At 64.2% G+C, this 3,045-nt stretch carries 2 protein-coding genes; both read left to right on the top strand.

Annotation, left to right across the window (positions count from 1 at the left end):
- Positions 1-106: 106 nt before the first annotated feature.
- Positions 107-1,810, top strand: coding sequence for an amidase (locus tag D6877_RS03415; protein WP_130909854.1), 1,704 nt, complete (start codon positions 107-109; stop codon positions 1,808-1,810).
- 192 nt (positions 1,811-2,002) lie between these two features.
- Positions 2,003-3,045, top strand: a 1,043-nt coding sequence (locus D6877_RS03410) for an OprD family outer membrane porin (RefSeq protein ID WP_130909853.1), incomplete at its 3' end; no start/stop codon positions are given.

The following is a 3,045-nucleotide window of genomic DNA, read 5'->3' as shown; positions in this document are numbered from 1 at the left end:
CATGGTGTTAAATAGGCGCCAGTCCCGACCTTGTCGCTTCAAGCCGTGCCACGAGAACCGCTATGAAAACCCCTGCCCAGAACATCCACGCTCAACAGGTGACCCCATGATCGAAGTCACCGAAGTCTCCATCGCCCAACTGCGCGCCGCCCTCGAATCCGGCCAGACCACTGCCGTGGAGCTGGTGCAGGCCTATCTGGCACGCATTGATGCCTACGATGGCGCCGACACCCCGACGGCACTCAACGCCATCGTCGTGCGCAACCCCGAAGCACTGAACGAAGCCCGCGCCTCCGATGCCCGCCGTGCCAAAGGTGAAACCCTCGGCCCGCTCGATGGCATCCCCTACACCGCCAAAGACAGCTATCTGGTCAAGGGCCTGACCGCCGCTTCCGGCAGTCCGGCGTTCGCCGATCTGGTCGCCCATCGCGACGCCTTCACCATCGAGCGCCTGCGCGCTGCCGGGGCGATCTGCCTGGGCAAGACCAACATGCCGCCGATGGCCAATGGTGGCATGCAACGCGGCGTCTATGGCCGCGCTGAAAGCCCGTACAATGCCGCTTACCTCACCGCCCCGTTCGCCTCCGGCTCGTCCAACGGCGCCGGCACCGCGACCGCTGCGAGTTTCGCTGCGTTCGGTCTGGCCGAGGAAACCTGGTCGAGCGGTCGCGGCCCTGCGTCGAACAACGGCCTGTGCGCCTACACCCCGTCGCGCGGCGTAATCTCGGTGCGCGGCAACTGGCCGTTGACCCCGACCATGGACGTCGTCGTGCCGTTCGCGCGGACCATGGCCGACCTCCTCGAAGTGCTCGACGTGGTCGTTGCCGAAGATACCGACACCCGTGGCGACCTCTGGCGCTTGCAGCCGTGGGTGCCGATCCCGCGTGTCAGCGAAGTGCGCCCGGCTGCGTACAGCGAACTGGCCGCCGACGCCAAAGCCCTGGCCGGCAAACGCTTCGCCATCCCGCGTATGTACATCAACGCCGACCCGGACGCCGGCACCAGCGAAGCCCCCGGCATTGGCGGCCCGACCGGTCAGCGCATCAACACCCGCGCGTCCGTGATCGATTTGTGGAAACAGGCGCGTCAGGCCTTGGAAGCCGCTGGCGCTGAAGTCGTCGAAACCGACTTTCCGCTAGTCTCCAACTGCGAAGGCGACCGCCCTGGCGCGCCAACCGTGTTCACCCGTGGGCTGGTGTCGAAAGAATTCCTCCACCATGAACTGTGGGATCTGACTGCCTGGGCATTCGACGACTTCCTGCAAGCCAATGGCGACCCGAAACTCAATCGTCTGGTTGACGTCGACGGGCCGAAGATCTTCCCGCACGACCCGGGCACCCTGCCCAACCGCGAAGGCGATCTGGCCGCCGGCATGGACGAATACGTGCGCATGGCCGAGCGCGGCATCACGCCGTGGAATGAAATCCCAACCGTGCCTGATGGCTTGCGTGGTCTGGAGCAGACCCGACGCATCGACCTCGAAGACTGGATGGACAGCCTCGGCCTCGACGCAGTGCTGTTCCCCACCGTCGCCGACGTCGGCCCGGCGGATGCTGATGTCAATCCTGCTTCGGCCGACATCGCCTGGAGCAACGGCGTCTGGGTGGCCAACGGCAACCTCGCGATCCGCCACCTCGGCGTACCGACCGTCACCGTGCCCATGGGCGTGATGGCCGACATCGGCATGCCCGTCGGCCTGACCTTCGCCGGCCGCGCCTACGACGACTCGAACCTGCTGCGCTTCGCCGCCGCCTTCGAATCCACCGGCAGCAAACGCCAGATCCCACCGCGTACACCGCCGCTGGCTTAATGCACTGTGTCAGCTCCCACAAATACTGTGGGAGCTGGCTTGCCAGCGATGGGGGCCTGACAGCCGCCACATTTCCACCTGACTATCCCACAGGGTTTGGTGTAAGGGCTGCCAACTCAGCACACCGGCCCAATCCTTGCCAGGCCAATCCGCCGATCATCAGCGCCATTCAAATCGCCACCGGCCCTGACCATGATCAACCGCGCCCCCTCCCGCCTCACTCTGCTCGCCATGCTTTGCGGTCTGACCGGCACCGCCCATGCCAGCGGCTTTTTCGACGACGCCAAAAGCGATGTCCTGCTACGCAACTTCTACCTGAGCAACGACTACCGCTCGCCCACGCCCTCCGGAAAAAACTACAAACAGGAATGGGCACTGGGCTTTATCGGCAACTTCTCATCCGGGTTCACCGAGGGCACAGTCGGTTTCGGCATCGACGCCCACGCTTTCGCCGGCCTGAAACTCGACGGCGGCAAGGGCCATTCCGGCACCGGCCTGCTACCAGTCGACAGCGATGGCCGCAGCGAACACGGCTATTCCAGCGCGGGCGGTGCGTTCAAGCTGAAGGTCTCGCGCACCACTTTTGCCTTCGGCGAAATGACCGTAGAAACCCCGGTCTTCGACACCTCCGACAAACGCCTGCAACCGGAATACGCCACAGGCTTTTTGCTCAACAGCGCCGAGCTCGACAACATCAATCTGGTCGCCGGGCATTTCACTGCATTCAAGAACCAGGACAGCTCCTCCGGCAAAGGCGATTTCTACGGCTACGGCGCCAACACCGAAGCGGGTGGCATCAGCTTCGTCGGTGCCGATCTGTTCAGCTCAAGCCCGATCGGCGGCGCACTCTACGCCTCAGAACTGAGCGACACCTGGCACCAGTATTACGGCAACCTGCACTTCAAACAGTCCGGCATTCTGCTCGACGCCAACCTCTACCATACCCGCGACACCGGCCGCGCCCTGGCCGGCGAGATCGACAACACCGCCCTTAGCCTCTCCGGCAAATACAGCTTCGGCCCACACGCGGTGATGCTTGGCTGGCAGCGGATCAATGGCGACACGCCGTTCGATTTCGTCGGCGGCGACTCGATCTACCTCGCCAACTCGATCAAATACGCCGACTTCAACGGCGCCAACGAACGCTCCTGGCAAGCCCGCTACGACCTCGACCTCGGCGCCTTCGGCATCCCCGGCCTGAACTTCATGACCCGCTACGTCAGCGGCAGCCACAT

It is taken from the genome of Pseudomonas sp. Sample_9 (assembly GCF_004307535.1).
Classification (GTDB): domain Bacteria; phylum Pseudomonadota; class Gammaproteobacteria; order Pseudomonadales; family Pseudomonadaceae; genus Aquipseudomonas; species Aquipseudomonas mercuritolerans.
The sequence above is the reverse complement of the archived record's forward strand: the minus strand, read 5'-3'. Positions and strand labels throughout refer to the sequence as shown.